The 20160-nt window shown below is 40.4% G+C and carries 17 protein-coding genes; 8 read left to right on the forward strand and 9 right to left on the reverse strand.

Annotated elements, in window-relative coordinates:
• Positions 1-103: 103 nt before the first annotated feature.
• The 7 genes from FGM01_RS05105 to FGM01_RS05135 all read left to right on the forward strand — a co-directional run bounded on the left by FGM01_RS05105 (position 104) and on the right by FGM01_RS05135 (position 7228).
• Positions 104-2329 (forward strand): TonB-dependent receptor, encoded by a 2226-nt coding sequence (locus FGM01_RS05105; RefSeq protein WP_143410040.1) that lies wholly within the window; start codon positions 104-106, stop codon positions 2327-2329.
• A gap of 112 nt (positions 2330-2441) precedes the next feature.
• A complete protein-coding gene (locus tag FGM01_RS05110) occupies positions 2442-2861 on the forward strand; it encodes an ATP-dependent zinc protease family protein (protein WP_143410041.1) in 420 nt (139 codons plus the stop codon).
• Positions 2862-3734 (forward strand): 30S ribosomal protein S6--L-glutamate ligase, encoded by an 873-nt coding sequence (gene rimK, locus FGM01_RS05115; RefSeq protein ID WP_143410042.1) that lies wholly within the window; start codon positions 2862-2864, stop codon positions 3732-3734.
• Positions 3735-3737: 3 nt separating this feature from the next.
• Entirely contained in the window at positions 3738-4739 is a 1002-nt protein-coding gene (locus tag FGM01_RS05120; RefSeq protein WP_143410043.1) for a succinylglutamate desuccinylase/aspartoacylase family protein, read from the forward strand.
• Positions 4720-5292 carry a 5-formyltetrahydrofolate cyclo-ligase gene (locus FGM01_RS05125; RefSeq protein ID WP_143410044.1) on the forward strand — a complete coding sequence of 191 codons (573 nt, stop codon included), beginning with the start codon at positions 4720-4722 and terminating at the stop codon, positions 5290-5292. The genes FGM01_RS05120 and FGM01_RS05125 overlap by 20 nt, the downstream gene beginning before the upstream one ends.
• Positions 5293-5345: 53 nt before the next feature.
• Positions 5346-6800 (forward strand): sensor histidine kinase, encoded by a 1455-nt coding sequence (locus FGM01_RS05130; RefSeq protein ID WP_143410045.1) that lies wholly within the window; start codon positions 5346-5348, stop codon positions 6798-6800.
• Positions 6801-6811: 11 nt separating this feature from the next.
• On the forward strand, positions 6812-7228 hold the full coding sequence (locus tag FGM01_RS05135) for a response regulator (RefSeq protein ID WP_143410046.1): 417 nt from the start codon (positions 6812-6814) through the stop codon (positions 7226-7228).
• A gap of 3 nt (positions 7229-7231) precedes the next feature.
• Here the strand turns inward: FGM01_RS05135 and FGM01_RS05140 are convergent, their stop codons facing one another.
• The 7 genes from FGM01_RS05140 to gdhA form a co-directional block, all read right to left on the reverse strand.
• On the reverse strand, positions 7232-7846 hold the full coding sequence (locus tag FGM01_RS05140) for a lipoprotein signal peptidase (protein WP_143410047.1): 615 nt from the start codon (positions 7844-7846) through the stop codon (positions 7232-7234).
• Positions 7847-7885: 39 nt separating this feature from the next.
• Positions 7886-8506: a DUF4097 family beta strand repeat-containing protein gene (locus tag FGM01_RS05145; RefSeq protein ID WP_143410048.1), complete on the reverse strand. Its 621-nt coding sequence runs from the start codon at positions 8504-8506 to the stop codon at positions 7886-7888.
• A 69-nt stretch (positions 8507-8575) separates the two neighbouring features.
• Entirely contained in the window at positions 8576-8959 is a 384-nt protein-coding gene (locus FGM01_RS05150) for a TraR/DksA family transcriptional regulator (protein ID WP_143410049.1), read from the reverse strand.
• A gap of 2 nt (positions 8960-8961) precedes the next feature.
• A complete protein-coding gene (ileS, locus tag FGM01_RS05155; RefSeq protein ID WP_143410050.1) occupies positions 8962-12363 on the reverse strand; it encodes an isoleucine--tRNA ligase in 3402 nt (1133 codons plus the stop codon).
• A gap of 139 nt (positions 12364-12502) precedes the next feature.
• Positions 12503-14902: a TonB-dependent receptor plug domain-containing protein gene (locus FGM01_RS05160; RefSeq protein WP_143410051.1), complete on the reverse strand. Its 2400-nt coding sequence runs from the start codon at positions 14900-14902 to the stop codon at positions 12503-12505.
• Positions 14903-15622, reverse strand: coding sequence for a DNA repair protein RecO (gene recO / locus FGM01_RS05165; RefSeq protein WP_143410052.1), 720 nt, complete (start codon positions 15620-15622; stop codon positions 14903-14905).
• Positions 15623-15814: 192 nt separating this feature from the next.
• Positions 15815-17158 carry an NADP-specific glutamate dehydrogenase gene (gdhA, locus tag FGM01_RS05170; RefSeq protein WP_143410053.1) on the reverse strand — a complete coding sequence of 448 codons (1344 nt, stop codon included), beginning with the start codon at positions 17156-17158 and terminating at the stop codon, positions 15815-15817.
• 202 nt (positions 17159-17360) lie between these two features.
• On the opposite strand from gdhA, the gene FGM01_RS05175 reads away from it, so the two are divergent.
• Complete coding sequence (locus FGM01_RS05175) at positions 17361-18137, forward strand: THC0290_0291 family protein (RefSeq protein WP_143410054.1); 777 nt, start codon at positions 17361-17363, stop codon at positions 18135-18137.
• Here the strand turns inward: FGM01_RS05175 and pncA are convergent.
• Together pncA and FGM01_RS05185 are read right to left on the reverse strand one after the other, a co-directional pair.
• Positions 18134-18745: a bifunctional nicotinamidase/pyrazinamidase gene (pncA, locus tag FGM01_RS05180; protein ID WP_143410055.1), complete on the reverse strand. Its 612-nt coding sequence runs from the start codon at positions 18743-18745 to the stop codon at positions 18134-18136. The two genes, FGM01_RS05175 and pncA, sit on opposite strands and share 4 nt — an antisense overlap.
• The gene (locus FGM01_RS05185) at positions 18742-20154 is read right to left on the reverse strand and encodes a nicotinate phosphoribosyltransferase (protein ID WP_143410056.1); all 1413 of its coding nucleotides are present in this window, start codon (positions 20152-20154) and stop codon (positions 18742-18744) included. Before FGM01_RS05185 ends, pncA begins: the two co-directional genes overlap by 4 nt.
• Positions 20155-20160 lie beyond the last annotated feature (6 nt).

A 20160-nucleotide genomic window follows, 5' to 3' on the forward strand; every position in this document is an offset into this window, starting at 1 on the left:
TGCGCTTTACTTTACAATTGCCCAGGTAAACAAAAAACTTTTCTGTCCATTTTCCCGTATATAGGATAGGAACTTTTTTAAAATGCCCCAATCAACCAAAAAAATGAAAGGAATATTCAATATTATTTATCTGATCTGCGGAATCGGTTTTGCCCAAACTCAAATATTTGAAGGTGAAATAAAAGATGCTAATGGAAATCCTCTGGAAGACGTTGCCATTTATGACAGCTCATCCGGATACCACACTCACACAAATTCTTCAGGAGAATTCAAATTAAAAAATGCCACAGCTGGAAATATCATAAATATTACGATCCTTGGTTTTGAGAGGGAAGATTATATGATCAACCCGGAAGACTTTGATAAAGTAAAGGTTTTCGACCTCAGGGAAGCTACATTCAGCCTGGAACAGATCATTTTGAGTAGTAACCGTGATCCTCTTAACGAGGTAATTAAAGTAGATCTTCAAACCAATCCCGTAAAATCATCACAGGAGATTTTGAGAAAGGTCCCGGGGCTAATCATTGGTCAGCATGCAGGTGGTGGAAAAGCAGAACAGATCTTTTTGCGGGGATTTGATATAGACCATGGCACAGACATTTCCCTTTCTGTATGCGGAATGCCGGTAAATATGGTATCTCACGCCCATGGCCAGGGATACAGCGACCTGCATTTTCTAATTCCTGAAACAATTAAAAATATCGAATTTGGTAAAGGGCCCTACTACGCAGACCAGGGGAATTTTACAACCGCCGGATTTGTCGATTTTAGGACCATGGATAAAATTGATGAAAATATGGTCTCCCTGGAGTTGGGGCAGTTTAATACAAGGCGAATGGTTGGAATGTTCCAGGTTCTTGATAAAGACTACAGTAGTGCTTATGTGGCCAGTTCTCTAAACCTCTCTGACGGGCCCTTTGAAAGTGAGCAAAATTTTAATCGCTTCAATATCATGGGTAAGTATAATTATAGAAAACCCGGGAATGAGGAATTAAACCTGACTCTTTCCCACTTTCAGAGTAAGTGGGATGCCTCGGGACAAATACCCGAAAGAGCCGTTGCAGATGGTTCAATAAATAGGTTTGGAGCTATTGATGATACCGAAGGAGGTAATACCTCAAGAACTAACCTTCTATTAAATCACACTAAATTCCTTCCAGGTTCAAAAAAGCTAAGATCACGGGCTTTTTACTCTCATTACGATTTCGAGCTTTATTCTAATTTCACCTTTTTCCTTGAAGATCCTGTAAATGGAGATCAGATAAAGCAGAAGGAAGACCGTAATATTATAGGTGCAGAGAGCAGTATTGATTATTCCGGCAATGAATTACCTCTGGGAATGAGTTATTCTGCGGGGATCGGATTCAGGTATGATGATAGTAATCTTAATGAACTATCCAGAACTAAAAACAGAAGGGAATTACTGGAAAGGCTATCATACGGGAATATAGACGAAACCAATATTTATAGCTTTTTAAATTCAGAATTTAACCTGGGCGGGCTTCAGATAAATCCCGGGATCAGATTAGATTACTTTAATTTTGATTATGAGAATCTAATTACTGAAACTTATGACCGCAAAAGTGAAAATAAACTGTTCTTAAGTCCTAAACTGAACTTTAACTACGCAGCTTCAGGCAACCTGCAATTATATCTTAAAAACGGTATTGGCTTCCACTCGAACGATACCCGGGTAGTAGTTGCAAGGAATGCGGAAAAAATTCTTCCCGCAGCCTATGGAACAGATCTTGGAATGGTCTTCAAACCCGGCAATAAATGGATCTTTAATGCTGCGGCATGGCTATTATTTCTGGAACAGGAATTCGTTTATGTGGGCGATGCAGCGATCGTGGAACCCAGTGGTAAAACCAGAAGATATGGTTTGGATCTTGGCGCCAGGTTTCAGGCCAATGACTGGTTATACCTTTATACAGACCTTAATTACACCTATGCCAGAAGTATAGAGGCGCCAGATGGAGAGGATTATATTCCCCTGGCACCTGAGCTTACTTCATCTGGCGGACTGGCAATAGAAAACCTATCAGGATTTTCTGGTGCGATCTCATACCGCTATGTAAATGACCGGCCTGCCAACGAAGATTTTAGTATTACGGCAGATGGCTATTTAGTTACAGACCTTAATGTGAATTATCGTTATAAGAACATCCAGGTGGGAATAATCGTAGAAAATCTACTAGATACAGAATGGAACGAAACCCAGTTTGCCACAGAAAGCAGGTTGCGGAATGAACAATCCCCCGTCGAGGAGATCCATTTCACCCCGGGTACTCCTTTCTTTCTCAGGGGTAAATTAAGCCTGTACTTTTAAAATTATACCTGGAAGGATTTTAATCTCCGGGTATATTATTTTTCCTGGAATAAATATTATATCCCTTACTTTTGCTAAAAAATAAAACAACTGCTTTTTAGTATATTGCATTATGGAAAAAAAAGTGATCGGAAGGATTGATAAAGCAGATTTTCCCTCGTTACATCTCAAGGAGATTGCTATTAAAATCGATACCGGCGCATATACCTCCTCTATACATTGCAATAATATTATCGAGAAAGATGACGGGATACATTGTACCTTCCTTGATGATGAGCATCCAGATTACAACGGCAAAGAATTTATTTTCGAAGATTATGATATCACCTTTGTAAGAAGCAGTAATGGTATTATTCAAAAGAGATACCTGGTCCAGTCCAATATCAAGCTGTTCCAGAAAATTTATAAGATTACGCTTTCCCTCTCAGACAGGCAGGAAATGAGATATCCGGTCCTTATAGGTAGAAAATTTTTAACCAAGAAATTTATTGTGGACACCGAGTTAATCGACGTGTCTTTTAACATGAAGTAAATGAAAATAAGAATTCTTTCAAGAAATCCCCGATTATATTCCACCAGCCGACTCGTTGAAGCTGCAAAAAAAAGAGATCACGAAGTAGAGGTAATAGACCCTATTAAGTGTGACCTTATTATTGAAAAGAAAAAACCCACAATATTTTATAAAGGTCATTGGCTGGAAGAAACAGATGCTATAATTCCCAGGATTGGTGCTTCGGTTACATTTTTTGGTACAGCCGTGGTAAGGCAGTTCGAAATGATGGGAACCTTTACCACCACCGAATCACAGGCATTGGTAAGAAGCCGGGATAAATTGAGAAGTCTGCAAATACTTTCCAGGGCTAGACTTGGATTACCAAAAACTGTGTTCACCAACTATTCTAAAGATGTTTCTGAAATACTGGAACATGTTGGAGGTGCTCCGGTAATCATTAAACTTTTAGAAGGAACACAGGGATTGGGAGTCGTACTTGCTGAAACTCAAAACGCTGCTGAATCTGTTATTGAAGCTTTTAATGGCTTGCAGGCCAGGGTAATTGTTCAGGAATTTATAAAAGAAGCCGGTGGAGCAGATATTCGTGCATTCGTAGTAGACGGCCAGGTGGTTGGAGCTATGAAAAGACAGGGTAAAGACGGTGAATTCAGATCTAACTTACACCGTGGTGGATCCGCCACAGTTATTCAGCTTACAGATGAAGAGGAGAACGCTGCCATCAAAGCGGCAAAAGCCATGGCCCTTGGTGTTGCCGGGGTAGATATGCTGCAGAGTAGTCGTGGCCCGCTTATCCTGGAAGTGAACAGTTCTCCGGGTCTGGAAGGCATCGAGGCTGCTACCGGGAAGGATATCGCCAAGACGATTATTAGATATATAGAACGAAACGTATAGTTTATGCCCCGTATAGACAAGAACAATGTTCTTGAAATTTTAGGTGAAAAAGTATTACCGGGAAAAGGCGCCACTATTAATTTCAATATGGCTAAGCTGTATACAACCACTTCGGTGGAAGTACCAGTGATCATTGAGCGTTCCAAAAAACCCGGCCCGGTAGTTTTGTTAACGGCAGGTATTCATGGAGATGAGATCAATGGTGTGGAAGTAGTTCGCCAAATCATCTCTAAAGGCATTAATAAACCAAAAACCGGAACGATCATTTGCATTCCTATTGTAAACATTTTCGGCTTTTTGAATATGGCACGGGAATTCCCCGATGGCAGAGATCTAAACCGGGTATTTCCGGGTACCAAAAACGGCTCTCTGGCGAGTCGATTCGCTTTCCAGTTTGTAAAAAAGATCTTACCTATCGCCGACTTTTGTCTGGATTTTCATACCGGTGGCGCAGCACGATTTAATGCCCCGCAAATCAGGGTGAAAAAAGGAGATGAGCAAAGTATAAAATATGCGAAGATCTTTAATGCTCCTTTTACGATTCACTCAAAGACCATTACCAAATCATACAGGGAAACCTGTTCAAAATTAGGTATACCTGTACTATTATTTGAAGGTGGAAAATCCCAGGACAGTAATAAGGAGGTCGCCAGATATGGAGTTGAAGGAGCTATGAGGATACTGAGTCACCTGGATATGCTCGCTCCAAAATTCGATTATCCTGAAGTAAAAAAGGAAACGGTGCTCATTGGCAGCAGCGCCTGGCTTAGGGCGAAATACAGCGGACTGCTTCATGTGAAAATACCTTGTGGTAAACATGTGGTAAAAGGAGAGTATATCGCCACCATTACAGACCCTTACGGAAAATTCAGCCATAAGATCAAGAGCGTCAGCGAGGGTTATGTCATTAATGTAAATGAATCCCCTATCGTGTATCAGGGAGATGCCATTTTTCATATTTCTGTGCAGCCTAAAACAGAGGAACATGAACAAGGAGGAGCTTAGAAAAAAATACAAGGATCTGAGGAAAACTTTGGAACCTTCAGAAATTGAAGAAAAGAGTCTTGAAATAGCCAACAGAACCCTTCAGTTATCCATCTGGGATCACAGATATTACCATATCTTTCTTAGTATTTCTGAAAAAAAAGAAATAGATACCGAGTATTTATTACATATTCTCCAGGGAAAAGACAAGGAAGTAATTATTCCGAAGACCAATTTTGGTACCGGTGAGATGCAGAACTACCTGTTAACAGATCATACCGTGATTAAGAAAAACCGCTGGGGAATCCCTGAACCGGTAGATGGTATAGAGATAGCCAGTGAAAAACTGGAAGTTATATTTGTTCCCTTGCTGGCATTCGATAAACAGGGGCATCGTATAGGTTATGGTAAAGGTTTTTACGACCGGTTCCTGGCATCCTGTAAACCTGAAATTATCAAAGTAGGGCTTTCATTTTTTGAACCGGTGCAAGAGATAAAAGAGATCATTCAGGATGATATTCCGCTGGACTACTGTGTGACCCCTGAAAAGATTTATGACTTTGGTAAAAAATAATTTTTGTAGGGAAAGGCTTAATACGTTATTTTTAACCTGAACAAATCTCTTTGATGCTTAACGATCTGCAGTTAAACAGTATACTGGAAGACTTTGACATTGCCTACTGGAAAATTAATCTTTTTTCCAAGGATATCGTTTGGTCTAACCATTTCAACATACTGGTAGGCCAACCCGAGATTGAAGAAGACAGGTTCGAGTTTTTTATAAATCATATCCTGCATCCAGATTACCGCTACGATTTCAGAATACATTTCGAAAAGCTTATCAAGGAAAATGAGCCGTTTAGTTTTGAGATAAAATTAAAGCTCGAGAATGGCAAGTACCGCTGGTTCGAATGTAAGAACCAAAAAACCCGCGATACCGAGTTTCGTGAAACGGCCGTTCTGCTATTCGTAAATATCCATCAAACCAAGCGTGATCAATACACGATAGAAGAGAATTTTTTCTATTACCGGGAAACTGCAGAGATGACCTCTACCGGAGGCTGGTATGTGGATACCGTAAATAAGAATATCTACTGGGATGATGTGTCTCTGAAGATCGTTGAATGCCCCCGCGATTTCCAGCCGGCATATAAAGACCGTATGAAATTCTATGCCAAGGAGCACCACAACCGGATGCGGAATGCTTTTGACAAGTGCGAAAACTTCGGAATTCCTTTTAAACTGGAACTTAAAATGGTCTCTTTTCAGCATCGGGAATTTTGGGTAAGACTTACAGGGAAACCGGTCTATAATGACGAACAGGAAGTTGTAGGAATAAGAGGTGTTCTTCAAAATATCGATGAGAACAAAAACAATGAGCTTAACCTGCAGAACTCACTGGATATTATCGCCACACAAAATTCGAGATTATTCAACTTTGCCCATATAGTGTCTCATCACCTGCGATCTCATAGCAGCAATCTTAGCCTCATTGTTGAACTGCTACGGGAATCGAAAACAGATCGTGACAAACTCGATCTGCTGGCAAATGTGGAGGATGTTTCAGACAACCTTGATTCTGCTATTTCCAGACTGAATGATATTGTAAGTATCCAGACATCATTGAAGAAAGAACCGGTTACAATTAAGTTTGAAACTGCCCTTGAGGTTGTTCTAGCATCAATTTCTTCACTGATTAATCGAGAAAATGCAAAAATCGTCGCTGAATTTCAAGACTTGAAAGAAATTCGCTATATCCCTGAGTATCTTGAAAGTATTTTACTAAATTTAATCACGAACGCTATCCGGTATAAACAGCCGGGGCGAAAACCAGTCATTTTTATACAGACCTACGTCGAGAACGACAAAGAATACTTAGAAGTCAGCGACAATGGTATGGGTATAGACCTCGATGAATATGGTGAAAAGATGTTTGGCATGTATAAAACCTTTCATCCCAGTAATCCCGAGGCAAAAGGAATTGGCTTGTTTATAACGAAAAACCAGGTAGAGGCCCTTGGGGGTACTATATCTGTTAGCAGTACCTTAAATATAGGTACAACATTTAAAATCAAATTCTAGATTCTATTACAATGGGGCAAAAAGTAGAACTAGCGTGTATCATCGATGATGATAAGATATACGTGAACTTAGTTAAGAAGATCATTGAGATCAAAAAACTTTCAGAGAACCTTCTCATTTACAAGAACGGGAAAGAGGCTTTAGATTATTTCAAGGACATTATGGAAAATGTCACCGATGAAGATAAGCTGCCAGACATTATCTTTCTGGACCTTAATATGCCAGTTATGGATGGCTGGGAATTCCTAAATGAATTTATAAAGATCAAGAACAGCCTGAATAAAAAGATCACTCTTTACGTGGTGAGTTCCTCTATAGATCCTCGTGATCTTGAGAGAGCCAAATCTTTTAACCTGGTCACCGACTACCTTATAAAACCAATAGAACTTAAAAAGTTCGAAAAGATCTTTGAAAAAACTGCCGCTTAAATCTTAATTTTCAGACTTTTTCTCTTTTGGGAATGCTCTTTTGTTGAACAATAACAACATAGCCACTCCAACGCTTATTGCAGAATCTGCAATATTAAAGACCGGTTCAAAGAAAGTGAAATATTTTCCACCCCAGAACGGGATCCACTCGGGTAAATAGCCCTTCCAAAGAGGGAAATAAAGCATGTCTACGACCTTCCCATGGAAAAGAGAACTGTAGCCTCCACCTTTCGGTAAAAAGCTCGCTACCTGCCCGTAACTGTCGTTGAAGATAATTCCATAGAAAACCGAATCTATAATGTTACCAAAAGCTCCGGCAAAGATCAGGGCAATAGAGATTATAAGAATCCTTGAACCTCCTTTTTTCACTGAATCCCATAACCAGTATCCAATACCCACAATGGCAATAAGACGAAAAAGGGTTAAGGCTAATTTCCCGTATTCCCCAGGTATTTTAGTACCCCAGGCCATACCTTCGTTCTCTACAAAAAGAATTCTGAACCAGTCAAAAACCTCGATTTCTTCCCCTAAGGCAAAATTAGTTTTAATATATAACTTGGAAATTTGATCTATTAAAAGGACCAAAATGATAAGTATTCCTGCTTTTTTAAGGGACATGGATCTTTTTTGTTTGAAAACGGGTCAAAAATACTAATATTATTTAGTTTTTCGCACCATAATGTTGCCGTCTATACTGGCGAGTTTTAACGGATTTCGACCAGGTAGAAATTCAGGAATATCCACGCGGCCATTTCTACTGCTGGCCTCGATCATTCCTGTTGAAGTTTCTACGTGAATATAACCCGAGAATGTATTAACCACGGCACTCCCGGTAAATTCAAGAAGTTTGCAGTAACCCTGTTTTAATTCAGCAAAGATGGATTCGAATTTCCCTGAGCAGTGCAGTGAAGCTATATTAGATTGAACATTTACCTGTAATCCCGAAGGAACCTCCATTTCAATTTCCAGTGAAAAAACCTTATGTGCACTCAATTTATCATAGCCGCCTCTAAGTTCTTCAGGGTATTGAGTAGAGATCGTCAGGATATTTCCGGCTATTTCTGAATTTACAATAATCCGGTTAAAATATTCTCCCTCAGAATGGGTCCTTATTTTTATATGGCTGGTATTGGTAGAAATTATCCTGATAAGATAAACCTCATCTGTCTCTATCTGGATATTTTGAATCTCTGAAGCGTCTATAACCTCAGCTGTATCTTTCTGCGAAAAAACTACCGAACTAAAAAGCAAACTAATCAAAAGCAACGTCTTCACCATCTTTGCCAATAAAAGTAAAACGTCCGGACGTAATTATCCGGACGTTTTTAAATTCTTAAAATTTACAGGTTAGCGCTGCATGTTCTTAGCCTCAATGCTAAGAGTTGCATGCGGAACAAGGAGTAATCTTTCTTTAGCGATAAGCTTCCCGGTAACTCTGCATATACCATAAGTCTTATTCTCGATGCGCATCAACGCATTCTTAAGATCTCTGATAAACTTTTCCTGACGAATAGCCAGCTGGGAATTCGCTTCTTTACTCATTGTCTCACTTCCTTCTTCAAAAGCTTTAAATGTTGGAGAGGTATCATCTGTACCATTATTTCCATCATTCTTGTAAGCATTTTGATAGAGCTCAAGTTGTTCCTGCGCTTTCTCGATCTTCTTTTTGATCAGAGCCTTAAACTCTGCCAGATCGGCATCACTGTAACGTTCTTTTACATCTGTAGACATGGCTAATGTTTTTTAATAAACAATTTGGTGGCAACTTCATCAAATTCGACTTCAGCACCTTCATCTACCACCTCTGCAAATTCGAGTGTTGCAGTTAATGTTTCGTTTTTAATATAAGTTATATTATCGTTAACGGCATCCTCGATTATACCGTCCTTTTGTAGGGTAACATCTATTGTATCAGTCACTTCGTAGCCTGAATCCTTTCGGAGGTTCTGGATCCTGTTCACCAATTCCCTAGCAACACCTTCCTTTTTCAACTCCGGACTGATACTAACGTCCAGTGCTACTGTTAAGCCACCATTACTGGCAACTAACCATCCTTCAATATCCTGAGAGGATATCTCCACTTCTTCAAGAGACAATTTAACAAAATTTTTGTTTATTTCTATCTCTATTTCCCCTTTGCGTTCAATTTCAGAAATTTCTTCTGCGCCAAACTGACCTATCTTACTGACAATCAGCTTTATATCTTTTCCAAATCTAGGTCCTAAAACTCTAAAATTAGGCTTTATCTGCTTCACTAGCAGGCCGGAAGCATCATCAATTATTTGGATTTCCTTAACATTTACTTCAGATTTGATCAAATCTTCCACTGCTTCGATCTCTTTTTTCTGAGTTTCGTCAAGTACCGGTATCATTATTCTTTGCAATGGCTGACGCACTTTGATCATCTCCTTTTTACGCAGTGAAAGCACTAAAGAAGAGATGGTTTGAGCTTTCTCCATCTTCCTTTCCAAAGATTTATCAACAAATTTTGGTTCATAAACCGGGAAATCAGCGATATGCACAGATTCTGATGAATCTCTACCTGTGGCCGTATTCAGGTCTTTAAATAACCTATCCATAAAGAACGGCGCTACCGGAGCTCCTAATTTCGCAACCGTCTCCAGGCAGGTATAAAGAGTTTGATAAGCAGAGATCTTATCCTGCTCATAATCTCCCTTCCAGAATCTTCTCCTGCTTAATCTAACAAACCAGTTACTAAGGTTCTCCTGAACGAATTCTGAAATTGCCCTGGTCGCTTTAGTTGGCTCATAATCGGCATAGAACTTATCTACTTTATCAATAAGCGTATGCAATTCTGAAAGTATCCACCGGTCTATTTCGGGTCTTTGCTCTAAAGCTACATCATCTTCAGCATAACTGAATTCATCGATATTAGCATATAGCGTAAAGAATGAATAAGTATTGTATAAGGTTCCGAAGAATTTACGCTGAACCTCTCCAATTCCCTCTATATCGAATTTTAAATTATCCCAAGGATTCGCATTGGAAATCATGTACCAGCGCGTAGCATCTGGTCCAAAGGCTGCAAGGGTCTCGAACGGGTCTACCGCATTCCCCAGGCGCTTGGACATTTTCTGACCTTTCTTGTCCAGTACCAGTCCATTAGAAACCACATTTTTGTATGCAACATCATCAAAGATCATAGTTGCGATAGCATGTAAAGTATAGAACCAGCCACGTGTCTGGTCTACCCCTTCTGCTATAAAATCGGCTTTACGCCATTTATCTTCTACTTTTTCCTTGTTCTCGAAAGGATAATGCCATTGCGAATATGGCATAGAACCGGAATCAAACCAAACATCAATAAGGTCTGCCTCACGTTTCATCGGTTTACCAGAATCTGAAACAAGGGTAATACCATCTACCACATTCTTATGAAGATCTACCTTTTCGTAGTTCTCCTCGCTCATATTACCCGGCTCAAAGTCTTCGAAAATATCTTTCTCAAGAACTCCTGCCTCAACGGCTTTCGCCATTTCTTCCTTAAGCTGAGCTACAGAACCAATTACCTTTACTTCTACTCCATCTTCGGTTCTCCAAATTGGTAATGGGATTCCCCAGTACCGGCTACGGCTTAGGTTCCAGTCATTGGCATTTGCCAGCCAGTTTCCAAAACGCCCCTCACCGGTAGATTTTGGTTTCCAGTTAATGGTCTGGTTTAGCTCATGCATTCTGTCCTTGAATTCGGTCACTTTAATAAACCATGAATCCAATGGATAATATAATACAGGCTTATCTGTTCTCCAGCAATTTGGGTAGCTGTGAACATATTTTTCCACTTTAAAGGCCCTGTTCTCTTCTTTTAATTTAATGGCGATCTCAACATCTACAGATTTCTCCGGAGCCTGTCCTTCGTCATAATATTCATTCTTCACATACTTCCCGGCCAGTTCACCCATTTCTGGTCTGAACTTTCCCTGAAGATCTACAAGAGGAACTAAATTTCCATTCTCATCTTTAACCAGGAGTGGCGGCACTTCAGGAGTTGCCTGTTTGGCCACCAGGGCATCGTCTGCACCAAAGGTTGGCGCGGTATGCACGATACCGGTACCATCTTCTGTAGTTACAAAATCTCCGGAAATTATTCTGAAGGCGTTTTCAGGATTATCATTTGGCTGGGCATACGGCAGTAATTGCTCATATTTGATCCCAACAAGATCTTTTCCGGGAAAACTTTCTCCAATTAAATAAGGGATCTTCTTGTCCTCTTTTGAATAGGAATTCAGATCTTCTTCAGATTCTGCTTTTCTGAATTTCTTATCGAATTGCTTTTCAGCAAGCTCCTTCGCCACGATAATACTAACCGGCTCGAAGGTATATTGATTGTAGGTTCTTACTGCAACGTAGTCGATCTTAGGACCAACGGTTAATGCGGTATTCGAAGGCAGGGTCCATGGAGTTGTGGTCCATGCAATAAAATACAAATTCGGAATTTCCTTTAGAAAATCAGGAAGTGTATCTTCTTTTACTTTGAACATTGCCGTCACCGTGGTATCGGTTACGTCCTGATAAGTGCCGGGCTGGTTAAGCTCATGGGAGCTCAAACCTGTTCCCGCTTTTGGTGAATAAGGCTGAATGGTGTAGCCTTTATAGATAAGATCCTTTTTATAGATCTCAGAAAGCAGCCACCAGACTGTTTCCATATATTTGGACTTATAGGTAATGTATGGATCTTCCATATCTACCCAATAACCCATCTTTTTGGTAAGGTCATTCCAGACATCGGTATAACGCATCACCGCATTTTTGCAGGCTTCGTTATATTTTTCAACGCTTATTTTGGTTCCAATATCTTCCTTAGTGATTCCAAGTTCTTTTTCCACTCCAAGCTCGATAGGAAGACCATGAGTATCCCACCCTGCTTTTCGTTTAACCTGAAATCCTTTTTGAGTCTTATAACGGCAAAAAATATCTTTGATAGAACGAGCCATCACATGATGAATTCCCGGCAAACCATTTGCTGAAGGAGGACCTTCAAAAAATATATAAGGTTCTTTTCCTTCGCGGGTAGATACGCTCTTGTCGAAAATATCATTCTCTTCCCAATAATTTAGGATTTCTTCTGCCACTTTAGGCAGGTCAAGACCTTTGTATTCAGGGAATTTTTTGCTCATTTTATCCATTTTTCAAATGATGTGCGAAAATAAGGATTTTAAACAAAAGATGATATTATTCTAAGCTAAAATACATGTGGATTAATTCTGACAGGAATCCTTAATCCCCTGGAGATTAACACATTTTAAAAATACCAGGTTAAAAGGTATAGGAAAGCGCCAGGATTAGATTTCTCCCGGCAGAGGCAATACCCGATGAATAGGTGCGGTAGCGCTGATCTGTAATATTTTCTATGGAAGCGGTAGCGAGCCAGTTAGCATTCAATTCATACTGCCCGGTTAGATTCAAGGTATACCATGCCGGCGAGTAAGGATTCCCATTCTCATCCAGGGCATACAGGTAAGCTTTATCCTGTTCTCCGGGCGCAAGATCCTCAAAATCGAACTGCCCGTTATATTCAGCAAAAAGATCAAATTTCAATCTTCTTTTATTCCAGATCAAATGGGTATTTCCAAATAAAGGGGCAGCATGTCTCAAAGGCACATACTCTCCACCTTCATTTTCTTCCCCATGGGTATAACTGAATTGGGACTTTAACCTGAGCGCAACAGAAAAATCTACTTCCAAACCAGCTTCAACCCCATAAACATAGGCATTGGCCACGTTCTGAATAGCCTGTACCCGGCTTAGCTCTCCCTGATATTCAATTTCTGTTTCTCCGTTTAAATTAAAATCACGGCGTACCATGGCATTTTCCAGGTAAGTATAATACCCTGTAAGGGCCAGGCGAATATTTTCGTTGAAATTGAAGTCGGCTCCAAGTTCAGCATTGTAGGCATATTCAGATCTAAGATTTGGATTAGGAACTACTACAGATCCAGGTTCGGAATCAAATATCTTCCCTATATCATCGATATTTGGAGCACGAAATGCGGTTGAAAGGCCAAGTCTCCAGCCCACAAAATCATTTTGCCTCCAGTTTATACCCAGGCTTCCCGTTAAAGCACCGGTATTGATATCTGCATTTTCAAAGGGAAAATCATAGAAGCGGTGAGAGAAATCTGCATCTATTAAAATATAATTATACCTGAAACCCGATTGCAAGGATAGATCTTCCCTCAACTTCCATTGATAACTGGAATAAAAGGCCATGGATTGCCACATGGAAGCATCGGGATACCTGCTGGCAGTTTCCCCTGTGTCTAAGGTTTGGATATCGCGAAATCTTCCCTCTGAAGAAACTTTATTCAACACATATTCTAACCCGTAAAACAGTTTACTATTACCAAAATCTTTCTCAAAATCAAGGTTACCAGACCAGGCATCTACATTTTCTTCGGTGGTAAAAAGTATATTCTCTCCAAAATTCCGGTCATTCCTGCTTTCGCCAAAATTTTGATATGCCGCGGTGAACTGTACCCGGTCATAAATTTGAGAATCACTTCTGTGATTGATATTGAAACTTCCAAAGAACCATTTCTGGGGACCATAGTACCACTCGGCAGCGCGAAACACTCCATCCCGCTTGCGGTAAAGTCTGTCATAACGCGGAAAATCTGAGGTCTCTGAATAGATAATACCAAGATTAAAATCCCAGTCTTTGGAGGGCATATATTTTATTTTCTGAAGCAGATTTATTTGTTCATAACCCGTAGGTTTTTGAACCAGCGGATCCTCATTCCTTACCATCACATCCACCCCATTTTCCTGAACCGTATATTCCCTTCGAAGGTAATCATCCGGACCATGCTCTCCCATTTTGAGATCACCAAAATCCGAATAGGTAAGCCCAGACCTGAAAGCCCAGTTTTCCCGACCGATATTCACATCTGCATGGACCGTATTTTCATTATTCGCGGTAGAGAACCGGGTATAAATATTTCCTGAAACAGAGGCACCTTCCTTAAAACTGAAATTCGGCTTCAGGGTAAAGAAATTCAAGACGCCTCCAATAGCATCACTTCCATAAATCACAGAACCCGGACCAAGGATAACCTCGGCACTCTCAACCATAAGAGGATCTACAGAAATGACATTTTGCAAGTTTCCGCTTCTGAAAATAGCAGAATTCATACGAACCCCATCCACGGTTAAAAGCAGTCTGTTTGTTGAGAATCCTCTTATCATGGGGCTTCCGCCTCCCAATTGGCTCTTTTGCACAAAAACCTGCCCGGTACTTTCCAGTAAATCTGCAGAGGTTTGCGGACTCACCATTTTGATTTCTGAAGGGGAAATACTTACTATTTTCTGGGGGATCTCATTTTTTTTCAATTTAAACCTGGCTACAGAAAGGGTTACCTGGTCAAGTTGATTTTCACTTGAATGCAACAACACGATATTGCTGTTATTAACGATTTCCCGTTTTCTGCGGTAAGCTTCCAGATAATATGGCGAGCTAAAAATGATCACCTCAGTATCTGAAAAATCTGAAATATCTGCTTTCCCGGATTCACCGGTAATAATAGATACAGATCTGTCCTTATTGTAAATCGCTACCTCCTTTACCGGCTGCCCGGTACTATTATCCAGAACGGTAATTTCCTGTGCTGAAGAAAAATTGAAAATTAAAGTAAATAAGAAAAGTAGTGTTAATCGCATTTAACCGAAAATTTCATTTAAAACGCTTAAAGATTTTGGTTTGCGAAAACCTTCAATATGCAGACTATAGTACAAAAGCAGCATATTGAGAAAATCATTGCGTGAAGTCTGATTCAATTTTATGTTAGCTAAGGCATCAAAATCAGTGCCCAAGAGACTTTTCAGCAAATCTACATTTTTACCTTCTATACAGTAATCATTCGTTGAAATTTCCTGGAACACCCCGTCCAGTAAATTGAAAACAGGCAGGTCTCTCCATTCTGTCTCTGGTTGAAAACCCAAATACCTGGTAAGATTCAACAAAAACAATAAATGAAAATTTGCGATACGTTCTGAGGTATCAAGAACGCCAAGGCTATACTCGAGATATTGAAAAAGCGGCTCATTGCTTTCTTCTTCCTGAATGGTATTCCGCAGCATTTCAGCCAGGAACATGCTCATTGCCTGCTTCACGGGATGCGTGTGCAAGGTCTGGTAATTCCCAATAACCCGAGCTTCCTTGAGATATTCCATCTTTCCGCCGCCACGATGATTGGCAACAATGTCTAGCTGCGTAAGACTCTGGAACATTGACGCTTTAAATTTCCCTTTTTTAGACTTCAAAACCCCCTTTAGCATATAGGTACACAACCCATCTGAAAGAGTATATGCCTTGACAATAAGATCTGCCTCAGCATACTTTAAAGCGCTAATTATTATTGCTTTGGTTTGAATGAGCATTCAGAAAATTTGACGTGAATTTATAAAAAAAGAGACCGTTTAAAAAGCCTTTTTTCGTCAAGCTGCCCCGACGCATCGGGAGTTTCAGCTTTTAATTGAATTAGATCTTCAATTATTAATATCCTGAAATAAAACCAGGACGACGTTTTCTTGACTTATTAAACGGCCTCTCCGTTATCTTGAAATAGTGAGTTATACTACTCCCTGCGCCAGCATTGCATCTGCCACTTTTACGAAACCTGCAATATTGGCTCCCTTCACGTAGTCTATATAACCATCTTCATCTTTACCATACTCCACACATTTTTCATGAATATCGTTCATGATCTCATGAAGCTTTTTATCAACTTCTTCAGCTGTCCAGTTATATCTCATTGAGTTCTGCGACATTTCTAAACCTGAAGTGGCAACACCACCAGCATTGGAAGCTTTCCCCGGAGAGAATAATATTTTTTCCTTATGGAAGATCTCAATTGCTTCTGGAGTACATGGCATATTGGCTCCCTCGCCCACGCAAATACATCCATTATCAACCAACGTCCTGGCGTCTTCTTTATGCAGCTCGTTTTGAGTAGCACAAGGAAGCGCTACATCACATTTAATTCCCCACGGAGTTTTACCTTCGTGATATTCTGCTGAAGGATATTCATCAACATACTCGCTGATTCGTCCTCTTTTCTCATTTTTCAACTCCATGATGAATTGAAGTTTTTCTGCATCAATCCCATCTTTATCATAAATGAAACCACCAGAGTCTGACATGGTCACGATTTTCGCACCCAGTTCAGTAGCTTTTTCAGCAGCGTACTGCGCTACATTCCCTGCTCCGGAAATTACCACAGTCTTCCCTTTAAGTTTTTCATTTCTTGTCTTCAGCATATTCTGGGCAAAATATACATTCCCATAACCTGTAGCTTCAGGTCTTATCAAGGAACCACCATAAGAAAGTCCTTTCCCGGTGAGAATACCGGTAAATTCATTCTGGATTCTTTTATACTGCCCGAATAAATAACCTATCTCACGGCCACCTACTCCAATGTCACCGGCTGGCACATCACAGTTAGCACCAATATGTCTTTGAAGTTCGGTCATGAAACTCTGGCAAAATTTCATCACCTCATTATCTGATTTTCCTTTTGGATCAAAGTCTGATCCTCCTTTACCACCACCCATAGGCAGGGTTGTAAGACTGTTTTTAAACACCTGCTCAAAAGCGAGGAATTTAAGAATACTAAGGTTTACTGAAGGATGAAAACGCAAACCTCCTTTATATGGTCCAATTGCTGAATTCATTTGTATCCGGAAACCTCTGTTTACCTGGATATCTCCCTTATCATCCAACCACGGCACTCTGAACATCACGACTCTCTCCGGCTCCACCATTCTTTCCAGAAGCATTTTGTTCTGGTATTTTTTATTTTTTTCGATAAAAGGAATCACCGTCTCAGCTACTTCATGAACCGCTTGCATAAATTCCGGCTCATTTTGATTTCTGGCTGATACTTTATCCAGGAACTTTTTGATGTTTTCTTCCATAATGACTGGCACTATTATTAAATTATAAATATTTTATCCAAATACTGCCGCAAATATAAATATTCTCTAAGGATTAAAACTTTCATTTTATCATTTGATATAAAATTAACTTTTATCTTAAAAGTCCCCCGGAATACTAATGCCATTAGAAATTTCGTTATTGTAGTTTTGCTATATTTGTTGATACTACTAGGCAATACTCATGATTTATACCAGGGCATTTATTTTTATTCTGCTTGCACTCTCGCTTTGCCCGGGTAGAACACAGGCTCAGCTGAATATTTCTCACGAACTTGGAGTCATTACCGGTCCGGCCGGTTTTTTTACAGATTATGGTGAAAGGTGGAACGTTCGAAACAACCTGGAAAATGAGGGATTTGGAATTGGACTGGTACACTATATGAACTTTGCCTTTAAACCTGAATGTAGTTGCCGCCCTACCGCACTTTTTTTCACCAAACATTTCAGGATACGATCTGAGATAGATTATATGCGTTCCAAGCTGGATCATTTTGGCCCGGTTGCCTCAAAAAACACTGAAGGCGGTGCCCAGTTGAGAGCCATGCACGGAAATACTGAATTATACCAGGGTGGTCTAACCCTGGAATATCACTTCTTCGGAATAAAGGAAGCCCGGGATTTTGGGGTTTTATTTGCTCCGTTTATAGGGCTTGGGGTGAACTTTGTTCATTTTAGACCGGGCGCGTACTCAGACCTGGGACCGCTGGACAATCCCAAAGTTTTGTTTAATACGTTTGAAGATGGACTATTTCTTGAACCCGGGAATACTTTTGCAATTCAGGGAATGGGCGGGGTGAGATACCGCCTGGGAAGATTCAACGATCTGCAGCTGGAAGCCAGGGCGATTTATTATGATTCAGATAAGATTGAAGGACTTGATGTGCAGCGTCCACAGAACAAGTTCAATGATTTTGTACTCTGGTTCAATATCGGGTACATCTATTATCTCAATTTCTAGAATTTTAATTCCCCGGAACTTATCACCTTTCCTCCTTTTCTAAGGATATCTATTTTTGCCTTTTCGAAATCGTTCGCATTGAGTGCCCTGGTGGCATCTTCAATCAAAGTGGCGTCAAAACCTTCACTAATAGCGTCCAGTATAGAAAAGTAAACACAATATTCAGCAGCAAGGCCACAGAAAAAAAGTTTCCCGACCTGCTTATCTTTCAGGTAACCTCCGAGCCCAGTGGATTTGAGGTGAGCATTATCATAAAAACCACTGTAGCTATCGATATTAGGGTTGGTTCCCTTTCTGAATATGGCTTCGATTTTCGCTGTTTCCAGGTTTTGGTGGAATTCTGCTCCCTGGGTATTTTGTATACAATGTTCCGGCCACAGAACCTGGTCCAGGCCTTCAATCTTAATTACATCAAATTCCTTTGCCCTTTCATGTGAGGTTGAAAAACTGGCGTGGCGTTCCGGATGCCAGTCCTGAGTTGCCAGCACCAGGTCGAATTTATCCTGCAAGGTATTGATCACCGGCAGGACCTCGTCCCCTTTTGGCACGGCCAGTGAACCACCGGGCATAAAATCATTTTGAACATCGATTATTATTAAGGCATTCATTTTAATTTCTCTTTATAGGTTGTGATCAGTTTTTCCCGTTCGTCCCTTAACGCCCCACTAATACCAATTTTATATATATGCGGATTGTTAAATCGCTTGTATTCCAAAGGTAGTTCTGATAGTCGTTCCCGGGAATAAGCTGAAATATCCTGCAGACTACGTTTGTTAATGAGCATCTCCCCGTTTTCCATCACTTTTTGCAAAAGTGGTTCCTGGTGGAATTTAGAAAGTTCCATGGATTTATAGGGTTCAAAAGGGTGGAACATCTGCATCACCCTTTCCTGGTTAGAAAGAGCTATGGCATCTGCTCCAATACATTTCCCGTTATCATCTTTTATTCTGAATACCTGCTTTTTATGCGGGAGCGTTATCTTAACTATGCTTTCAGATATCTTAATCCTGGGTTTACCATTGGAATATGCCAGCTTATAAACACCGTCAAGGGCTCCATCGGGGTCTCCGGTCACCAGGTTAGTGCCAACGCCAAAAATATCAATGGGCGATTGCTGTTCCAGAAGACTTTTGATTACATATTCATCCAGCTGATTTGAAGCAGCGATCTTTACATAATCCAGGCCTGCTTCATCAAGTAATTTCCGGCTTTGTTTAGAAAAATAAGAAAGGTCACCACTATCCAGCCTGATGGCTAAAAGCCGTTCTCCCCTTTCTTCCATTTCCTTGGCCACCTTAATAGCATTGGGGACACCGCTTTTTAGAGTATTATAGGTATCCACCAGTAACACACAGTCCTTAGGTCTGCCCGCAGCGAAATCCCTGAAAGCCTCCAGTTCATCATCATAGCTCTGTACATAGGAATGTGCCATAGTGCCTGAAACAGGAATTCCAAATTCTTTGCCCGCAAGCACATTACTGGTGCCATCAAATCCTCCCACTATTGCCGCCCTGGTGGCAAAATAGCCTCCTGTCGCCTGGGCCCGTCTAAGGCCAAAGTCCAGCAAACTGGCGTGTCCGGCCACTTCCCTTATTCTGCTGGCCTTGGTGGCAATAAGCGTCTGAAAGTTTAATAGATTCAGGAGAATGGTTTCAATGATCTGCGCTTCAATAATATTCGCTTCAACCTGTAAAACAGGCCTGGTTGGAAAGATGATATCCCCTTCCTGTGAGGAATAAACCGAACCCCTGAATTTGAAATCTTTCAGGTACTTCAAAAAATCATCTTCAAATGCCTGGGATTTTAAAAACTCAAGATCTGTATCTGTAAATCTTATATTAGAAAGTATCTCCAAAAGATATTCCAACCCTGAAAATACTGCATACCCACCGTTATATGGAAGTTCCCTGAAATAATAATCAAAGATAGCCTGATGATCTTTATGTCCTTTTTTAAAATAAACCTGGGCCATTGCCAGTTGATACTGGTCTGTATATGTAGCAGAAAAATTATTCATTGAAAT

The sequence above is a fragment of the Christiangramia sabulilitoris genome (genome assembly GCF_007050985.1).
Classification (GTDB): Bacteria; Bacteroidota; Bacteroidia; order Flavobacteriales; family Flavobacteriaceae; genus Christiangramia; species Christiangramia sabulilitoris.